We start from the raw sequence: 15,644 nt of genomic DNA on the forward strand, positions 1-15,644 counted from the left end.
CGCCATAATGAGCAAACTACAAAAAATACTTGTACGGGCCCGCCGTCAGGTTTTTAGTGAGATGGTTGGAAACAATCCGTCTATTTTTCAAGGCGAGGGCTATGACTTTATAGAATTGCGTGAATATATGCCCGGTGACGACATTCGACATATTGACTGGAATATCACGGCAAAACTGCAAAAGCCTTATATTAAAATATTTCGTGAAGAAAGAGAGTTGAATGTAGTCGTGGCATCAATGCTCAACGGCAGTGTCTATTTTGGCTCCAAACGGTTTAAACAGGATGTTATTGCAGAAATTACAGCCATGCTGAGCTTTTCGACGATAAAAAACGGCGATTTGCTGAGTTCCTATATCTTCAGTGATAAGCTGGAATCTTTTTTAAAACCGAGTAAAAAGCTTTTTCAGGTCCATAAAAGTACGAATGAAATTTTGGATTTTGATCCTTTGAACAAAAAAGCAGACTATAAAGTTTTGGCAGATACTCTGTTTAAAAGACTCAAAAGAAAATCTTTGATTGTCATTGTCGGAGATTTTTTTGAAATCCCTGATTTTAAAGTATTGGCAAAAAAACATGAAGTAGTGGCTGTCATTGTACGTGACAGACTTGAAGAGAGACCGCCGGAGATGGGCTTTACCTCTTTGGTAGATCCTGAGAGCGGTGCTGTTTTAGAAGGTGATTTTAATGCACAAACAGTCAAAGAGTATGCGAAAAAAGTTTTAGTGCATGACAGAAAACTTTATGCAACATTCAGAAAACACCAGATTCGATTTACAAAAGTTTATACAGACGGAAAAATCGGTGTTTCCTTACGACGATTATTTGAGGGCAGATAGATGCAAAACCTACAACAAAATGAAATTCCTTTGCATGATATTAAGCCGCTTATAGAGATACATGAGTACTCTTTATATTATCTTATCGGAGTAAGCCTTTTAGTTGTTCTGATACTTTCGGGTTTTATATATTTGGCATACAAATGGATGCAAAACAGAAAAAAATACAACAAAAGAGCAGAGCATTACAAGAGGCTATTTTCGGTAGACTATTCAAATCCGAAAAAAGCGGCATATGATTTGACATTTTACGGAGCAACTTTTAAAGATGACAGTGAACGTCATTTAAAAGCCTATGAAAATATGTTACAAATACTCCAAAAATACAAATATAAAAAAAATGTAGAAAATTTTGATACAGATACTTTACATGTAATAGAGTTATATAAGGGAATGATAGATGTTTGACGGCATATATTTCGAATTTCCAAAATTACTGTTTGTTATATTCTTTTTTATAGCATGTGAAACACTTTGTAAAATGAAGCTGCCTTCAATTTACTTTCCGCATGCTTCACAGTTTATGAAGAGTAATGTTTCTGCATCAAAACTGCTTTTCTTTTTAAAATGGCTCACAATTGTTATGATGATTTTGGCACTTATGTCGCCGGTAAAAGACGAACCGTATGAGTTGAAGCCAAAACACGGGCATGAGATAGCCCTTATTCTGGATGCTTCGGGTTCTATGAAAGAGCGTGGATTTGACCCGCTCAATCCCGCTGCATCACGCTTTGATGTTGTGAAATCAATTGTACGGGATTTTATAAACAAAAGAGAAAATGACAATATGGGACTTGTCGTTTTTGGTTCCTACTCTTTTATCGCTTCACCGTTGACATATGACAAGCATATACTGTCCCGCATTGTTGCTCAGCTTGAAGTAGGAATGGCGGGAAAATATACAGCCCTGTATGAAGCATTGGCACAGGGAGTGAACCTGTTAAAAATGAGCAAAGCAAAATCAAAAGTTGCTATTTTGCTTACAGACGGCTACTCCACAGCCGGAGTGGATAAAATTCCTTTGGATGTGGTACTGGATATTGCCAAAAAAGAGGGGGTAAAAGTTTATCCGATAGGGATAGGCGCTCCTGATGAGTACAACAGAGCCGTGCTTATGAAAATTGCAAAAGAGACAGGCGGTGTTGCCTTTGGTGCTGCAAATGCCTCACAGCTTAAAGAGGTCTATGAAAAAATTGATGCACTGGAAAAATCAGAGATAAAAAATGAAACATTTTCCTATAAAAACTATTACTATTTTTATCCGCTGTTTATAGCATTGTTGTCTCTGCTGCTTTATGTCTATTTACGAAATAAAAGAGGGAGTGTAATATGAGTTTTTTACATCCGGAATTTCTTTACTATATGTTACCGTTAATTGTTATACTCTTTGGATTGTTGCTCACACAAAAAGAATCGCATGCAACATTTTTTTCAAGCGAGGTGATGCAAAGACTCAGAGTCTCTTCAAACACCTTGACACTCAAAGCAAGAAATGCACTCTTTTTTCTGATTGCTGTATTGATGACACTTGCTTTGGCAGGTCCTGTTATCAAAGACGGAAAGATTGAAGTGACGGCTAAGAGTGCTGATATTATGATAGCTTTGGATATATCAGATTCTATGTTGGCAGAAGATGTTTATCCAAACAGATTAAAACTGGCAAAACAAAAGGCTCTTGAACTCTTGCGTCTGGCACCAAATGAGCGCATCGGTGTGATTGCATTTGCAAAAAATTCCTATCTGGTATCGCCCTTGAGTTTTGATCATGAAGCTGTTGCTTTTTTACTGAAAAAACTTAACACGAATTCTATAACAGAACAGGGCACAGACTTTATGTCGATGCTGCAGGTTGTCGATAAAAGTATAAAAAAAGATGCAAAAAAATATTTGTTGATATTGAGTGACGGCGGAGACAAAAAAGATTTTTCTCAAGAGACTGCTTTTGCAAAGAAGCATGACATAGCGGTATTTGTGCTTGGTGTAGGCACACCGCAGGGAGCACCGATAAAGCTTGAAAATGGAGAATTTATCAAACAAAACGGAAAAATCATTGTTTCAAAACTCAATGATAAAATTGCAGACTTGGCAACAAAAACAGGTGGTGTTTATATTGAAAGTGTCAATTCTGATGCCGATGTCAAAGCAATGCTTAAAGAGATTGAGCGTCACAGTAAGAAAAAAGAGCTCAAATCAGAGCAGATTGAAAAATATATACCATTGTTTTATTATCCTTTGGGACTGGCACTTCTGCTACTGCTTATAGCGACATCTTCTATGAGTAAACGGGTAAAAGTCGAGGTGCCGGGATTGTTTGTTTTAGCCATTTTGCTCGGAAATCCTGCTCCGTCATATGCGGGATTGCTGGACTTTATGCATCTGGATGAGGCAAAAAATGCCTACAAACACAAGGAGTATGAAAAATCGGCAAAAATATATGACAGTTATGCAAAAAAGAGCAACCACAGTGAAAGTTACTATAATGCAGCCAATGCCCTGTACAAGGCCGGAAAGTACAAAGAAGCGGTTCGAAATTATGAAAAAGCAACTTTTGATGACAAAGCTGCACGTGCGAAAAATTTTTCAAATATGGGTAATGCCTATGCAAAAATGGGTGATGAAGCAAATTTGAAAAAGGCGATAGAATCTTATGAAAAATCTTTAAAACTTCATGAAGACAAAGATACAAGAGAAAACCTTGAAGCCGTAAAAAAAGCCTTAAAGAACAAAGAGCAGAAGAAACAACAGCAGAAAAACAAAAATCAGAAGAACAAAAATCAGAAAAAACAGCAGCAGAAGAATCAGAAAAAACAGCAGAACCAGCAGAATAAAGATAACAAAAAGAACGGAAAAAAGCAGGATAAGAACAACCAAAAGAACAACCAGCAGCAAAACAATAAGCAAGATTCCAAAAACTCCAAAGGCAAAAAAGACAAAAAGAGTGAGCAGAGAAAATCTCAAAAGCCGAGCGAAGAAGAGAAAAAGCAGCAAGAAAAGAATGGCGAACAACAAAAAAATCAGAAACAAAAAGAGCAAAAGAAAAAAGAACAGCAGCAAAAATCTCAGCAAAAGAGTGCGGAGAAAAAACAAAAAAAGACAAAAAGAAGTCTGCTTTCGCATCGGCTGCACAGGCAGAAAAAATGAAAAACAGGATGAGTGATGCAGAAGAGGCAAAATGGCTCAAAAGCCTTAATAATGATCAAAGTACGTATTTATACAGATTAAACCAAAGTAACAAGAAGAAGGAAAACAGTAATGAAAAACCTTGGTAAAATAATAATAATTTTTAGCCTGCTCGCAACGGCAGGATATGCAAAGGTTGTGGCAAAGGTATATCCTAAAAGCGTTGTCAGCGGAGAAGTCGCAACCTATACTCTGACAATTACAGGCGGCGAAGTCAATAAACCGCTTATCAGTACAATATGCGGCAGCAATGTATTGGGGACAAGTTCTCAGACAAGTATTGAGATGATAAACAATGATTATAAAAAAAGCTATGTACTGAGTTATCAGTTTATGCCGCAAAAAAGCTGTGTGATTTCACCGGTGAGTGTTGAAGTAGATGGAAAAACAGAGCAATCCAACAGTGTAAAAGTAACGGTAAAACCGGCAGTACAGGATAAAAATGCCGATTTTGTACTGAATTTGATTCCCTCAAAAACAGAGTTGTTTGTGGGGGAACCGTTTACGCTCAATCTGGTGCTGAAACAAAAAGAAGATGCCGAAGCCGTTGACAGTAAATTTATAGCGCCGGATTTTAAAGGCTTCTGGATTAAAGGCGAATCACAGGCAACAAGAACTCAAAAAGACGGGTATGTCATCACAAAAGCAAGCTACAGACTGGCTCCGCAAAGAGAAGGAAATCTTACAATTAAACCGGCACAGCTTAAAATTGCGACAAGAATTTCTTCAAGGGATGTCTGGGGAGGTTTTATGCCTCAGATAAAATGGAAGAGCTATTTTTCAAATCCGGTGGAGTTACATGTAAAGCCTTTGCCTAATAATGCAAAAATAGTCGGTAACTTTACAATTGAAGCGACTGCCGACAAATTGGAGATTAATCCTAATGAAGCAGTGAATGTTACCGTCAAAGTGACAGGTGAAGGTAATTTGGAAGATATTAAGAGTTTTAAACCCTATATACCGGGTGTAAATGTTTTTGATGAAAAAATAAATATCAAAGGCAATACTCTGACACAAAAGTTAGCCTTTGTTTCAGATAAAGATTTCACAATTCCGCCTTTTTCACTGGCATTTTACAATCTTAAAACAAAACGGGTAGAAAAAATCTCTACACAGCCCATTCATATCAAAGTAAACGGTGCGGTGAAAAAAACAGCATTGAAAATACAAAGAGAAGAGTCTGTTCAAACTCCTGAACAGCCTTTACATCTAAAGGACAGAGCAAAAGTCTATGACAAACTTTCTATAGGTATAGCTTTTGTTGCAGGAGTTATCATTGGAATATTGATTATGATATTTGCAAAACCGGTGAAATTTTTGAAAAAAGAAAGAGTATTGAATCTCAATGATGAAAAACTGTTGCTTATAAAACTGTTGCCGTATAAAGACAAAGATAAGGAAGTGAAAAAAGTTGTAGATATTTTGGAAGCTAATCTTTACTCTTCAAAAAAAGAAAAGATAGATAAAAAGCTTGTAAAAGAACTGCTGAAAAAATATGATATATCCTAATCCAGGATATCATGCAGTTTGTTGGCATTGGCCATCTCTTGATGGACTTTGTCCCACTCTTCGTTTTGAATGTTTTGTTTGAGATTTGTAAGCTCTGTTTCAAAAAGTTCTATAGCTTCAAGCAGATTCTCTTTGTTCTGTCTGAAAATATCTTCCCACATATAGGGAGAACTCTTTGCCAGACGACTCATGGAACGAAACCCACCTGCAGCCAAGGCTAAAATTGTGTGCTTGTTTTCCTGCTTTAACACAGTGTTGGCAATAGAATAAGAGATGGCATGGGGCATATGTGAAATAAAAGCGGCATGACGGTCATGCTCCTGAGACTTCATAAAATGTTTTTTCATATGCAGCGATTTAAATATTTTTTTGGCAACCTTTGTCTGCAGTTCTCCACTCTCTTCAAGATCGCACAATACAACAACCTTGTCGTAGTAAAGATTTTCAACCGCGGCATGCGGACCAAAGTTTTCTGTTCCGGTCATAGGGTGTGCGGCTACAAAGTTTTTGCGTATCTGCGGCGGGACAGAGGCTACAATTTTTTCTTTTGTGCTTCCCAGGTCGATAATGGTGGTATCTGGCCCGACATCCGTCAGTTCTTTTAATATTTTAATTACACCATTGACAGGAATGGCAAGAAAAATAACATCACACTTTTTCACCTCTTCAAAAGAGACTATTTTGTCTACCAGTCCAAGGCAAAGGGCATCCTGTGTATGCTTTTGATTATGATCATAACCTACAATAGAGTCAACATAATTTTGTTTTTTTAATGAAAGGGCAAGGGAACCTCCCATCAAACCTAATCCAATAATTGCTATATTCATGTTTATTCTTTGTGTTAATTTGTAAAATTATACTGAATTTACTTAATATTAACCACATAATGGGTAAAATCTTTACTAATTTTTTAAATGGAATATGAATGAAAATACTTTTGTCTTTTTTGCTGGTTGTATTGACAACTAATATATATGCGCGTGTAGTGAAAACTATTGACTATAATGGATTAATCCACCTTTCCAAGCCGGTTGCCTTGAGAATTTTAGGATTTGGCGAAGGTGATGACATAGACAAAGAGATGGTTGACAAAGCGATTAAAAAATATTTTGATCAAGGCTATTTTAATGATATCTGGACAGAATTTGATGAAAAGGGAAAACTGACTTTTTATTTTAAAGAAAAAGCAATTATCTCCAAGGTGGAACTCAAGGGCTGGAAAGAAGATGATGATGAAGTCAAAGAGTCTGTCATTCAAATCAAAAAAGGGTCGTTATATGATGAAAAGAAAATTGAAGCTGCCAAAAAAAGAATCATTGACGCAATTTCACAAGAAGGTAAAATTGACAGTGTCGTAGAAGTTGAAACGACATATTTGGAAAACGGAAGTGTAAAAGTTACTTTTGTTGTGAACGAAGGCGAAGAAATTATTATCAAAAAATTACAATACAGTGGTGTATACGGTTTGGATCCGGATGATTTTGATGATGTTATAGCCAATAAAGAGCAAGAATTCATGGGCTGGTTCTGGGGACAGAATGACGGTAAAATGAGTCTGAGAGATTTGGAATACGATAACCTGAGAATACGTGACTATTATATGCAGTACGGGTATCTGGATGCGAAAGTAGATGAACCTTTTGTGCGGGTTGATTTTGACAACTACAGTGCTGATATGAGTTATCTGATTTCAGAAGGCAAACCATATAAAATAAGCAAAATTTCTGTCAATCAACTTGTCCATGTTGCAGATGATGCAAAATTACGAGATGCCATCTCGCTGAAAAAAGATGAAACTTTCAATATCAAAACTTTTAGAGAGGACTCAAAAAAGATTAAAACACTTGTTGCAGACCTTGGTTATGCTTTTGTTCAGGTAGTGCCTGACTTGAAAAAAGACAAAGAAAACCATACAGTCGAAGTAGTGTTCAAAGTTATGCCCGGCGAGAAAGTAAGAATCAGAAATGTATTGATTTCAGGTAATAACAGAACACTTGACAGGGTAATACGTCGAGAGTTGTATTTGGGACCGAATGATATATACTCATTAACGGATTTGACAGATTCCCGTGCAGCACTTGGAAGGCTTGGTTTTTTTGACAGCAATACAATTGAGGAAAAAAGAATTGACAACAAGACTATGGATTTGATTGTAAAAGTCAAAGAAGCACCAACCGGGAATATTCAGTTGGGAGGCGGATACGGAAGTTATGGAGGACTGTTGCTGAGTATCGGGGTAAATGATAGAAATATATGGGGGTCGGGTATTAATGTCGGCATTAAGGCTGAAAAGTCCCAGACAACACAAAACTACTCTTTCAATATCTCCAATCCTCGTCTCAATGACAGTGATTTCAGTGGAAACTTTTCTATTTATCAGTCAGCTTTTGATTATATTGACTATTCTGTTGTAAGCAATGGTCTGAGTATGGGAATAGGACACAGGTTTACACGCTATATCAGCGGTTATCTGGGATATGCTTATTCAAGTAACAGTTATACTTTTGGAGATGACTTCAATGCTTCTGTATATGGCGGGATCAATCCGTTTGAAGCTTTTACAAAAAGCAGTGTTTCTGTGAGTATAAAATGGGATAATACTGATGATTATTATCTTCCTCGTAAAGGATTTGAACTGTCCCAGAGTCTTGAAAAATCAGGGCTTGGCGGTACGGCTGACTTTATAAAGGCAAGAACAAATTTTGCCAAATACTATGGACTTCAGGATCTGCTTGGATTTGATGCTATTTTTAGATACAAAGCCAGATATTATGCAATTATAGACAACGGATACATTCCGCTTGCCGAAAAATTTTATATGGGCGGGATTGGAAGTGTGCGAGGGTACCAGGCATATACACTTTCTCCGACTGTAGCGGATGCTACTGCAGTGGATGGAATAAGAAGAGTGGGCGGAACACAAACTTTTTCAAATAATATAGAATTGAGTATGCCTTTGATACCAAAAGCAAAAATGCGTATAGTGGCTTTTGCAGACTGGGGAATGATTTCGGATAATGTAACAGATAATTTACTAACCAACAATATTTCAAGAGCCGGATACGGGCTTGGACTGGAGTGGTTCTCACCTGTCGGCCCGATTCAGCTAATGTTTGCCCGTCCGATAAACCCTCAGGATGGCGACCAGACTGCAAACTTTGAATTTACAATGGGACAGAGATTTTAGAATTTTACGCTAAAACTGTTATGTTCACACTCTAGTTTCAGTACGGCTTCTTTGGCGAGATAAAGTTTTTTTGAAGAGTTTACATGTAATGTATTTTTTTCAAACACTAACTCAAAATCCAGGTTTCTTGGCCTGTGGCTTAAGAGTGCTATACTTAAAGAGAGCAGAAAACTGAGTGTTTTCGTAATCTGTTCTTTGGGAAGAAGTTTTTTGTAGAGTTGCAAATGGGTACTCGATGGTAGTTTGTTTTTAGCGTACTTTGTCAATGTGGCAATGAGCATGATGTCGTGATGTCTGAAACCAAACTCCAGGGCACTTTTTATCAAATAATAGGTATGCTTGTTTTGGGAATAAAAATGGACACTGCTTCCTGCGGGATATAGTTTTGCGGCTAAGGCAAGATTGTATCTGTATTTGTAATCTATACCAAAATATTCATGGGTTAAATCAAAGAGTTTTTTAGCCAATAAGCTTAAATTATTTGAAAACTGTCTGTCTTTTATATGCGAATCTATAATATAGCGCACGGAGGTATTGTAATTGTGCGGAAATTTATGTTTGGAGTTCCTTAGCAAATCACTCAGATATACACCCTCTCGTACACCTACACCGCTTGTAATCACTTTTGAGATATTTATCTTTTTGATAAGTCTTTGTAAAATAAGCGTACCGGGTTTAATGACATCAAATCTGTTACTGTTGATAAAAAGGCTTTTGAGTTCTTTGTTGCTTTTTGCATCGAGCAGTTCTTCTATAAACTCCTGCAAGACAGTGACCTTAAATTCATAAGCGTGAAGTTTATTCAGCGGATATGTTTCTCTCTTCATGATAGAACTGGATATTGCCCGAAATGTTCCGCCGATTCCGATGAGTGTTTCAACTTTCATCGCAGGAAGCATTTGGAGTTGTTCGTCAATATACCTGATGGCACCTTCTATGTCATCAGCATCAAAATAAAGCTCTTTAAGACGTACTGTTCCAAGTTTTAGAGATAGAGGATGGGAGACATTGTTTTTGTCTATATAGGCAAGCTCAGTAGAACCGCCTCCTATATCTATGCTGAGTGCATTTTCCTGCATTGGCAAAAGATTGGCACAGGCAATGCCTCCGAAGTACGCTTCTTTTTCGCCACTGATAATTTTTATATTGAGTTTGAGTTCTTTTTTTACTTTTTGTAAAAAATCTTTTTTATTGGGGGCATCTCTGAGTGCCGAAGTTGCAACACAAAAGAGTTTGTTTGTCTTAAAAGAGTTGCTGATCTGTATAAAGTCACTCAGTGCATCAAAAGCTCTTTGCATAGGAGTCTCTTGCAGAGCTCCTCCGTGTTTGTAGGCATCTTCAGAAATTCTGACCTTTGACTTCTCTTCATGAAGCAAATGAAAAGCAAAACGTGACACTTTCTCATATATCACCATTCTCACTGAATTGGAGCCTATGTCTATGATTGCAACACGCTTTGCCAAAGAACTACTCTTCTATTTCTAAATTTTTATATTTAAACTGCAGTTCTGCCACAGTTTCAACATTATCTTTATCCGGCACTATGCAGTCAACAGGACAAACAGATATACAGGCAGGTTCATCATATATGCCGACACACTCAGTACATCTGTCGGGATCAATGTAATAAATCGGATCACCTTCTTCTATTGCCAGTGTAGGACATTCTTCTCTACATGCATCACATGCTATACATTCATCATTTATTATTAAAGCCATATTCAAAAACCTTATATTTTATATTTATTTTTTAATCTGACGATTTATAGCAAATTAAAGCTTTATTATTTTTGAAAGATTACCTCTTCTTTGGAATTATACAGGATAATTTAGAATTAAGCTGCAAAGATGCTACTGTTCCGTCAATTCCGTCTTTTCTGTTTCTTATGCTTATTTTCGCACCTAAGGCATCTGCGGCGCTTTTTGCCAGGAAAAGACCAAGACCGACGCCGGATTTGTTTCCTTGACGCTTAAATGGTGCAAATAAATCTATACTGTCATCAATTCCACATCCCTCATCTACAACCTCTATCAGTAATCCGACATCATCCTGTGAACTTCTGAGTATGATAGATTTGTCCTTGGGCGTAAATTTAATGGCATTTTGCAAAAAGTTTTGCAGAATCTGGTTTAAAAGACTTATCTGCAGTGTTGCCATAAATCCGTCGGGTTTAAAATCCATATGCAGCTGTTTGCCTTCGTTTTCGGCAAGAAGTTTGAAGTCATTCGCTTTTTGTTTTAAAAATGCTATGACATCCACCTCTACAGGTCTGTCAAGCTGTGCACCTTCCTGACGGCCTATGTTGAGTATGTTTGTTATAATTATATTCATTTCATCGACAGTTTTGTTGGTTGTTTTGATAGCTTCTATATACTCTTCGGGTGAGCGTTTTTTTATGAGAGTTACCTGGTTTTTTAATTTTATAACCGCCAAGGGAGTTTTCAGTTCATGTGCGGTCCCTATAAAAAGCTCTTTTTGATATTTGACAAAATTTTCAATTCTTAAAATCAGATGGTTGAGCGTTGCCCCCAAAGGTTCAAACTCTTTAGGAAGTTTTTTCATATCTATCTCTGTGATGAGGTGCTCATTCATATTTGCCAGTTTGTTTGAAAATGTCTGAATAGGAGCAATAAGCATTTTGGACAAGGCAATAGCATAGATAATAACAAGCAGGATACTTGCTATATTGATAACAAAGATATATCTTTGAATCTTTTTCAGAAGATGCTTTGTCTGTGTAATATCTTTTGTAATTTTCAGATAGCTTTTATCATCAAGGTTAAAGGGATAGATGAGCGTTAAAAAAGTATGATTATTCTGAGAAGTTTCATAAATATCCATACCGGTATGAGAATTTTTCAAATTAATGATGCCGACATTTAAAGAGAAAAAGTTTTCTCCCATTGATTCATCTGTCTGAAAAACTGATTTGTATGCAGAAATATTTTTGGCATATTGTACCAATTCCTCTTTTTTTTCATCATATATTGATTTTTCTATATAAAAATACAAGAGAGATGAAAAGATGATAATGAGTGTCAGTGATGAGAATATCAGTTTGATTAAAAAGTTTGTCCGAATACTTCGTGAAGAGAACATGATATAACCCCATAAATATTTTTATGAAATTATATCATTATTTAAAATTTTATTAGATTTCTTTTGGAAAGCAGAAGCGGTAGCCTCGACGACGTACAGTTTCTATAGTAGTGATTGATAATGGTTTGTCCATTTTTTGTCGAATCTGATTGATTGCTACTTCAATGACATTTGGCGTAACAAGTTCAGGCTCTTCCCAGATAGCGTCAAGAAGCTGTTCTTTGGAAACAATCTGATCACGATGACGTGCAAGGTGAGTCAGTACTTCAAAAGGTTTTCCTTTGAGCTCTATTTCAGTCTCTTTATAGGTAATTTTTTCTTCTTCAGGGTTAATTGTCAAGTCTTCAATCTCTATAATATTGCTTCCGCCAAAACGCAAACGCGCTTCAATACGAGCGATTAATACGTCAAAATCAAAAGGTTTTCTGATGTAGTCATCAGCACCGGCGCGCAGTGCCTCGATCTCACTTTCATTGTCATCTCTGGCTGAAATAACAACAACAACTGTCTTAGGAGTTTTTGTTTTGATATCACCTATGATATCCACTGAATTTCCGTCTGGAAGCATCCAGTCCATCAGAACCAAATCATAGTTACGGATGTCTAAGTAGTATTCACCGTCTTTTAATGTCTCTACTACATCACTTTGGTAACCAAATTCTTTGAGTCCTTCTGCTAACATTTTGTTTAATGTTACTTCGTCTTCTATAATTAATATACGCATTAATTCTTTCCTGTGCTTAAATATTTGGTGGAATAATAGCATAAATTTAGGTTACTTTAAAGTTTTTTTCAATTTTTTTTAAAAAAAAATGAAGTTAGGATTAAGATTGGAAGTTTGTAATATTGCTTACGCTGACCTTGCAGTCGGGTAAAATGGAGGGTTTTGTTATTTTTAGATATAGAGTATTTATTTTTGAAAACTTATTTTTAAGCTCTCTGCTCAAATCATGAAGTGCATCTTCAATAAGTAAAAATTTTTTGTTTTGCATATCTGTTTTTATAAATTCTGCCACCTCCGCATAGTTTATAAAAACATTGTCCTCAAAATCATATTCTATTGCAACATCAATAATGACTTCCTGCTCATTTTGTCTCTCATGTTCCAAAATACCGATGATACATGTAAAGCGTAACTCTTCTATATGAATTTTCAAGTTATATGACTCTTTTTTCTTCACCCTTGATGACACGAATGATATTGGGGATATGTTTATAAAACAGAATAAATACAATAAATACAACCGGTGCATGCGGCATATTCGGATGAAGAACAAAACTTGTAACAAGCAAAGATAAAACACCCGTGAGGGAAGAGACGGATGAGATACGGACTGTTTTAGCCATAACAAGCCACACAACAAGAGCAATTGTTGTCTCCAGCGGCAAAAGAAACATCATAACGCCCATTCCTGTTGCGATACCTTTGCCTCCTTCAAATCCAAGATAGGGGGAAAAACAATGACCAAGAACTGCCAAAACAGCAATAGCCCATAAAACGGATTCGTCAAGCCCCATAAAGTAAGCAACAGCTAAAACGCTGACACCTTTGAGTGCATCCAATGCAAGGGTTGCAATACCGAGTTTTTTTGCCAGGTCCGGATTTTTTTCCTTGACAACGCGTAAAACATTTGTAGCACCAATACTGCCGCTTCCTGCCGACTTGACATCAACACCTGCAAATTTCTTTGCAAGCAAAAGACCAAAGGGAATACCTCCAATGAGATATGCAGCAATATAAAACTGTACATTGATATTAAATAAAAAATCCATAAATTACCTTAAAATATTTGAGTGACAGCATTCTACAGTTTTTATGCTAAATATATTTTGATATAATTGCATAATAATAAAATTATGAAATACAGGATGATTTTTTGCAGTTAACAAATGATGAATTAAAAAAACGAATTTCCGAGCTCAAAGAAAAACTGAGTGTCACAGTTGTTGCGCACTTTTATCAGCGTGATGAAGTGTTTGAACTTGCTGATATTACAGGTGATTCATTGGAATTGGCTATGAGAACAATGGCAGATGATGCAGAATTTGTACTCTTTTGCGGTGTCGGATTTATGGGACAGAGTGTGAAAGTTCTTTCACCGGACAAGCGTGTCGTTATGCCAAAAATTGCCTGTTGTGCAATGGCTCGTATGATTGACTCGCTTTATTATGATGATTCTGTGAAATTTTTAGAAGATAACGGCATTTCCAGAGAAAACATATTGCCAATCACCTACATAAACTCCAATGCTGAGGTAAAAGCAAAAGTAGGAGAGATGGGCGGAATGGTTTGTACAAGTTCAAATGCCAAAAAAATCATTACAACAGCATTGGCGGAGGGGAAAAAATTCTTTTTGTTCCTGATCGATGTCTTGGACAAAATATTGCCAACCAGATGGGACTTAAATCTATGGTGATTGGACAAGCTGGTGATCCCAAAGAGGCAGACATTATCTGCTATGACGGTTTTTGCTCGGTGCATCAGCTTTTTACACTGGATGATATAGCTTTTTACCGTAAAAAATTTCCGGGTATAAAAATTGCAACACATCCTGAATGTGATCCTGCTGTTTGTGATGCCAGTGATTTTGTAGGTTCAACCTCACAGCTTATCAAATATATTACAGAGTTGCCCGAAGATCAAAAAGTGGCAGTCGGTACAGAGTTTAATATGGTAAACCGACTGCGACCAAAAAATACCTATGTGTTAAGCTCTACAAAACCGGAATGCCCGACAATGAATGAAACAACGCTTGAAGATGTTTACCTGACACTCAAAGCGATAGATGAGGGTGCGCCGATAAATGAGATAGAAGTTGATCCAAAAACGCAAAAATGGGCAAAAATCGCATTAGAGCGAATGTTGGCATTATGATAGAACAGTTTGTAAAAGAAGCCTTGGCTGAAGATGTGGGGCGTGGTGATTTATATGCACTCGTAGAGCCTGCGGTACCTGCAAGTGCTAAAATCATAGCAAAAAGTGATGGGGTTGTCGCGGGACAGAAGTATATAGACGTTTTGGCAAAGCTTGAAAACTTTTCTATTCAATGGTTAAAATCTGACAGGCAGTCATTTCACAGTGGAGAAACGATTGCGGTCTTGGAAGCAGATTCGCATACACTGCTTCGCTGTGAAAGAACAGTTTTGGATATGCTTTTACACGCAAGTTCTATTGCTACACTGACAAGAAGATATGTTGCAATAACAGAGTCGTATAAGGTAAAACTTTTGGACACAAGAAAAACAAGACCATTATTGCGAATATTTGAAAAGTATGCAACACGCTGTGGCGGTGCTGTAAATCACAGAATGGGACTTGATGACTCTCTGATGATAAAAGACACCCATCTCAAAACAATTCAAAATCTGCAAAGCTATATAGAAAATGCAAGAAAGGTTATTCCCTTTACTGCAAAAATTGAAGTAGAGGCCGATACTCTTTTTATAGCACAAGAGGCTATGCAGGCGCAGGCAGATATCGTTATGTGTGACAATATGACACCGGCTCAGGTTGAAGAGGTTGTGGCTTTTAGAAACGAAAACTATCCGCATATCCTTTTAGAAGCGAGTGGAAACATCTCTTTGGAGACCATTGAGTCTTATGCAAAAACAGGAGTAGATGCTATCAGTTCAGGTTCATTGGTGCATCAGGCCAACTGGATTGATTTGTCAATGAAAATGGATTAGAGGTCATAATCTATGGCTGATGATGCTGAAAAAACAGAAGAGATCATTATTCCCAACAAAAAAGGAATACATTTCTTTTTCTGCGTTAGCCACTGCGGCACTAAAGAAAAATCTATTTTAGATTTTTATGAGTTCTTCTAGGA

Annotated in this window: 15 protein-coding genes and 1 pseudogene; 9 read left to right on the forward strand and 7 right to left on the reverse strand. The window is 36.9% G+C overall.

What is annotated here, in order from left to right:
* Window positions 1-7 precede the first annotated feature (7 nt).
* From MLC44_RS04130 to MLC44_RS04150, 5 genes are all read left to right on the forward strand, one after another.
* Window positions 8-838: a DUF58 domain-containing protein gene (locus tag MLC44_RS04130; RefSeq protein ID WP_346389540.1), complete on the forward strand. Its 831-nt coding sequence runs from the start codon at window positions 8-10 to the stop codon at window positions 836-838.
* Window positions 839-1,246, forward strand: a complete 408-nt coding sequence (locus tag MLC44_RS04135; RefSeq protein WP_346389541.1) for a hypothetical protein — start codon at window positions 839-841, stop codon at window positions 1,244-1,246. It begins immediately after the preceding gene.
* Window positions 1,239-2,171 carry a vWA domain-containing protein gene (locus MLC44_RS04140; RefSeq protein ID WP_434658584.1) on the forward strand — a complete coding sequence of 311 codons (933 nt, stop codon included), beginning with the start codon at window positions 1,239-1,241 and terminating at the stop codon, window positions 2,169-2,171. Before MLC44_RS04135 ends, MLC44_RS04140 begins: the two co-directional genes overlap by 8 nt.
* Window positions 2,168-3,979, forward strand: a complete 1,812-nt coding sequence (locus tag MLC44_RS04145; RefSeq protein ID WP_434658586.1) for a VWA domain-containing protein — start codon at window positions 2,168-2,170, stop codon at window positions 3,977-3,979. Before MLC44_RS04140 ends, MLC44_RS04145 begins: the two co-directional genes overlap by 4 nt.
* Before the next feature lie 111 nt (window positions 3,980-4,090).
* Complete coding sequence (locus MLC44_RS04150; RefSeq protein ID WP_434658588.1) at window positions 4,091-5,527, forward strand: BatD family protein; 1,437 nt, start codon at window positions 4,091-4,093, stop codon at window positions 5,525-5,527.
* On the opposite strand, the gene MLC44_RS04155 is transcribed toward MLC44_RS04150, so the two are convergent.
* Window positions 5,524-6,354, reverse strand: a complete 831-nt coding sequence (locus MLC44_RS04155) for a prephenate dehydrogenase (RefSeq protein ID WP_151900806.1) — start codon at window positions 6,352-6,354, stop codon at window positions 5,524-5,526. The genes MLC44_RS04150 and MLC44_RS04155 overlap by 4 nt on opposite strands.
* A gap of 98 nt (window positions 6,355-6,452) precedes the next feature.
* Here MLC44_RS04155 and bamA point away from each other — a divergent pair, with 98 nt between their 5' ends.
* Window positions 6,453-8,714, forward strand: coding sequence for an outer membrane protein assembly factor BamA (bamA, locus tag MLC44_RS04160; protein WP_346389543.1), 2,262 nt, complete (start codon window positions 6,453-6,455; stop codon window positions 8,712-8,714).
* Here bamA and MLC44_RS04165 read toward each other — a convergent pair.
* From MLC44_RS04165 to plsY, 6 genes are all read right to left on the reverse strand, one after another.
* The gene (locus MLC44_RS04165) at window positions 8,711-10,177 is read right to left on the reverse strand and encodes a Ppx/GppA phosphatase family protein (protein WP_434658590.1); all 1,467 of its coding nucleotides are present in this window, start codon (window positions 10,175-10,177) and stop codon (window positions 8,711-8,713) included. The two genes, bamA and MLC44_RS04165, sit on opposite strands and share 4 nt — an antisense overlap.
* Before the next feature lie 4 nt (window positions 10,178-10,181).
* A complete protein-coding gene (locus MLC44_RS04170; RefSeq protein ID WP_151900803.1) occupies window positions 10,182-10,433 on the reverse strand; it encodes a YfhL family 4Fe-4S dicluster ferredoxin in 252 nt (83 codons plus the stop codon).
* Window positions 10,434-10,512: 79 nt separating this feature from the next.
* Window positions 10,513-11,814 (reverse strand): sensor histidine kinase, encoded by a 1,302-nt coding sequence (locus tag MLC44_RS04175; RefSeq protein ID WP_346389545.1) that lies wholly within the window; start codon window positions 11,812-11,814, stop codon window positions 10,513-10,515.
* Between the two features lie 52 nt (window positions 11,815-11,866).
* Entirely contained in the window at window positions 11,867-12,538 is a 672-nt protein-coding gene (gene hsrA, locus MLC44_RS04180) for a homeostatic response regulator transcription factor HsrA (protein WP_151900802.1), read from the reverse strand.
* Window positions 12,539-12,638: 100 nt separating this feature from the next.
* On the reverse strand, window positions 12,639-12,971 hold the full coding sequence (locus MLC44_RS04185) for a dihydroneopterin aldolase (RefSeq protein WP_151900801.1): 333 nt from the start codon (window positions 12,969-12,971) through the stop codon (window positions 12,639-12,641).
* A 1-nt stretch (window position 12,972) separates the two neighbouring features.
* Window positions 12,973-13,587, reverse strand: a complete 615-nt coding sequence (plsY, locus tag MLC44_RS04190) for a glycerol-3-phosphate 1-O-acyltransferase PlsY (protein ID WP_151900800.1) — start codon at window positions 13,585-13,587, stop codon at window positions 12,973-12,975.
* A 104-nt stretch (window positions 13,588-13,691) separates the two neighbouring features.
* Here plsY and nadA point away from each other — a divergent pair.
* The 3 genes and pseudogenes from nadA to MLC44_RS04205 all read left to right on the forward strand — a co-directional run bounded on the left by nadA (window position 13,692) and on the right by MLC44_RS04205 (window position 15,642).
* Window positions 13,692-14,689 (forward strand): annotated as a pseudogene (nadA, locus tag MLC44_RS04195) (quinolinate synthase NadA).
* Window positions 14,686-15,501 carry a carboxylating nicotinate-nucleotide diphosphorylase gene (gene nadC, locus MLC44_RS04200; protein WP_434637856.1) on the forward strand — a complete coding sequence of 272 codons (816 nt, stop codon included), beginning with the start codon at window positions 14,686-14,688 and terminating at the stop codon, window positions 15,499-15,501. Before nadA ends, nadC begins: the two are co-directional and overlap by 4 nt.
* A gap of 12 nt (window positions 15,502-15,513) precedes the next feature.
* A complete protein-coding gene (locus tag MLC44_RS04205) occupies window positions 15,514-15,642 on the forward strand; it encodes a hypothetical protein (RefSeq protein WP_269138895.1) in 129 nt (42 codons plus the stop codon).
* Window positions 15,643-15,644: the final 2 nt, after the last annotated feature.

This window comes from Sulfurimonas sp. NW9 (genome assembly GCF_051132275.1).
GTDB classification, from domain to species: domain Bacteria; phylum Campylobacterota; class Campylobacteria; order Campylobacterales; family Sulfurimonadaceae; genus Sulfurimonas; species Sulfurimonas hydrogeniphila.

What these genes read in the sequence shown, in the direction of transcription:
- MLC44_RS04130 (WP_346389540.1), top strand. Translation starts at nt 8, where the DNA reads ATGAGCAAACTACAAAAAATACTTGTACGGGCCCGCCGTCAGGTTTTT.
- MLC44_RS04135 (WP_346389541.1), top strand. Translation starts at nt 839, where the DNA reads ATGCAAAACCTACAACAAAATGAAATTCCTTTGCATGATATTAAGCCG.
- MLC44_RS04140 (WP_434658584.1), top strand. Translation starts at nt 1,239, where the DNA reads ATGTTTGACGGCATATATTTCGAATTTCCAAAATTACTGTTTGTTATA.
- MLC44_RS04145 (WP_434658586.1), top strand. Translation starts at nt 2,168, where the DNA reads ATGAGTTTTTTACATCCGGAATTTCTTTACTATATGTTACCGTTAATT.
- MLC44_RS04150 (WP_434658588.1), top strand. Translation starts at nt 4,091, where the DNA reads ATGAAAAACCTTGGTAAAATAATAATAATTTTTAGCCTGCTCGCAACG.
- MLC44_RS04155 (WP_151900806.1), bottom strand. Translation starts at nt 6,354, where the DNA reads ATGAATATAGCAATTATTGGATTAGGTTTGATGGGAGGTTCCCTTGCC.
- bamA (WP_346389543.1), top strand. Translation starts at nt 6,453, where the DNA reads ATGAAAATACTTTTGTCTTTTTTGCTGGTTGTATTGACAACTAATATA.
- MLC44_RS04170 (WP_151900803.1), bottom strand. Translation starts at nt 10,433, where the DNA reads ATGGCTTTAATAATAAATGATGAATGTATAGCATGTGATGCATGTAGA.
- MLC44_RS04175 (WP_346389545.1), bottom strand. Translation starts at nt 11,814, where the DNA reads ATGTTCTCTTCACGAAGTATTCGGACAAACTTTTTAATCAAACTGATA.
- hsrA (WP_151900802.1), bottom strand. Translation starts at nt 12,538, where the DNA reads ATGCGTATATTAATTATAGAAGACGAAGTAACATTAAACAAAATGTTA.
- plsY (WP_151900800.1), bottom strand. Translation starts at nt 13,587, where the DNA reads ATGGATTTTTTATTTAATATCAATGTACAGTTTTATATTGCTGCATAT.
- nadC (WP_434637856.1), top strand. Translation starts at nt 14,686, where the DNA reads ATGATAGAACAGTTTGTAAAAGAAGCCTTGGCTGAAGATGTGGGGCGT.
- MLC44_RS04205 (WP_269138895.1), top strand. Translation starts at nt 15,514, where the DNA reads ATGGCTGATGATGCTGAAAAAACAGAAGAGATCATTATTCCCAACAAA.